Annotated in this window: 2 protein-coding genes; both read right to left on the bottom strand. The window is 44.6% G+C overall.

What is annotated here, in order from left to right:
- Positions 1-44: 44 nt before the first annotated feature.
- On the bottom strand, positions 45-1,112 hold the full coding sequence (gene argC / locus L0J61_RS10485) for an N-acetyl-gamma-glutamyl-phosphate reductase (protein WP_301466384.1): 1,068 nt from the start codon (positions 1,110-1,112) through the stop codon (positions 45-47).
- 211 nt (positions 1,113-1,323) lie between these two features.
- Entirely contained in the window at positions 1,324-2,460 is a 1,137-nt protein-coding gene (hemE, locus tag L0J61_RS10490) for a uroporphyrinogen decarboxylase (RefSeq protein WP_301466385.1), read from the bottom strand.
- Positions 2,461-2,582: the final 122 nt, after the last annotated feature.

A 2,582-nucleotide genomic window follows, 5' to 3' on the forward strand; every position in this document is an offset into this window, starting at 1 on the left:
TAGACTTAAACACTGCAACAGAAAACAAATATTAAATCATTATCTTAAGGAACAATTGGCGCAAAACTCAACCCCAACGATTCATCTAATCCAAACATGACATTCATATTCTGTACAGCCTGTCCTGCTGCGCCTTTCACTAAATTATCTTGTACGACGATAATAGTCAGCTCGGCACGATCGTTGTTTTGATGAACAGCGATACGCAAGCGATTGCTGGCGCGGACGCTACGCGTATCGGGATAAACGCCTTGCGGCATGACATCTACAAACGCCTCTGATGCATAGGCATTTTCAAAAGCCTGTTGCCAATCAATGGCTGCGCCAGCGTCCGTCAACTCCATATGAAGAGAGCTCAGCATGCCTCGGATCATCGGTACAAGATGCGGTAAAAAACGAATACGATGAGTAAACTGGCTGTCTAGCAGTTGCGAAACACCTTGCTCAATTTCTGGTAGATGGCGGTGCCCTTCCACGCTATACGCTTTGAAATTATCTGTAGATTCCGCATAATTGAGCGCAAGTTTTGCCTGACGCCCAGCACCAGAAACACCAGACTTAGCATCAATGACAATGCGTGGCTCGACCAGTCTTTCTGCTTGCTTGTTCTGCGCCTCAATGATCGGCTTCAAACCCAAGATAGCCGTGGTCGGATAACAACCAGGATTACCTACAATCAAAGCATCAGCAAGCTTATCTCGATTGACCTCAGGTAAACCATACACCGCTTCCTTAAGTAACTCAGGGCAAGCATGCGACTGTTGATACCAGTGCTCAAAGTCAGTCAAAGACTGCAAACGGAAATCAGCAGCCAAATCAACTACTTTAACCCCTGCTTGCGTCAACGCCTCAGCTTGTTTCATAGCAACGCCATGTGGTGTGGCAAAAAATACCACATCACACTTTCGCAAGGTTTCAAGCGTGTCGTCCCCTAAATCACTAAAAACGATGTCCGAGATTCCACGCAGACTTGGGTATATCTCATCAGCACGCGTACCAGCCTCGCTGCGTGAGGTAAGTAGGTCAATCGAAACTTTTGGGTGCGCGGATAATAAGCGAATAAGCTCAATACCTGTGTAGCCCGTACCACCGACAATAGCTGCTGAAATCATAAGATATCCTTTTTTCTTTTACTTATCTGAGTACTAAGGTTTATCAGCATTAATATTGGTCAGCATTCATTTTGTAGGTTTCGACCACAACAAACGAACCTTGACAAACCCTAGATGCTACATTTTATTAATAGCGTTAAATACGGGTTACTGTAGAGTGCTTTTTGATTAGGCGTCCCAATGAATTCGCTAATCCACGTTTTTTGACTATCTATATTTTGTAGTCATGTACTGCATCTACAAATACTTTGGCATTATCAGGATTGACCCATTGGGTAATGCCATGACCCAGGTTGGCTACATAGCCCGTTTTTTCGCCACAGGCGTAGGCTCTATCAAGCATTTTATTCACTTCGCTGCGAATGGTCTCAGGCGATCCGTACAAAGTCGCTGGATCTAAATTACCCTGGATGGCCTTGCTTCGCTGTAGTTTTTTATGCTTTTTGGTTAGCTGGCGCTGGCTGTCCGATAGTGCTTGTCGAGCTCGATCCAGTGGCATTGTCCAATCCAAACCTAGCGCATCAGCTTCGCTATTGGCTTGAACATCTAGCCATAAACCACCGCCTTTAGTAAACAATACCACAGGCACGTCTGGATGGCGTATTTTTAGCTCAGCGACGATACGCTTGTTGTAAACATGAGAGAAGTCAATAAACTGGTCATGTCCAAGCGCCCCACCCCAACTATCAAATATCTGTACGATTTGTGCACCCGCGATAATTTGTGCATCTAAATAATCAATCACCGACGTTGCTAGCTTATCTAGTAGCTGATGTAAGAACGCAGGGTTACTGTACAAGAAGCCTTTAGTATAGCGATAATCTTTTGAGCCACCACCTTCAATCATGTAAGTGGCAAGTGTCCACGGACTACCAGAAAACCCAAATAAAGGTACTTGACCATTCAAAGCTTTACGAATACTGGTCACAGCACGCATCACATAATCAAGAGAGTCATTTACATCAAGCACTGGCAGCCTATCAAGGTCGGCCTGCTGACGAATGGGATGTTTAAACTTAGGACCTTCACCAGTTTCGAAATACAGCCCCAGCCCCATAGCATCAGGAATGGTCAAAATATCACTGAACAAAATAGCCGCATCTAAATCATAACGACGTAACGGTTGTAAGGTTACTTCAGTCGCACGGTCGGTATCTCTACACAGGCTCATAAAGTCACCCGCTTCAGCACGAGTCGCTTTATACTCTGGCAGGTAACGACCCGCTTGACGCATCATCCAGACTGGCGTAGTGTCAATTGGTTCAAATCGCAGGGCCCGTAGCAATCTATCGTTTTTCAAAGGCGCAAATTCTTGCTGAACTGAATGAGTAGTATCTGAAGCACCCATGTAAAAAATCTCCAAAACAACACAGTATTCACCACTATCAATGAATACTCTGTTGATAAAATAAATTGAATAAAATAATGATAAACGCTTATTAGGCGCAGCTAGCGCTGTCCAAACTCAAA

This window comes from Psychrobacter sp. (genome assembly GCF_030457785.1).
Taxonomy (GTDB): domain Bacteria; phylum Pseudomonadota; class Gammaproteobacteria; order Pseudomonadales; family Moraxellaceae; genus Psychrobacter.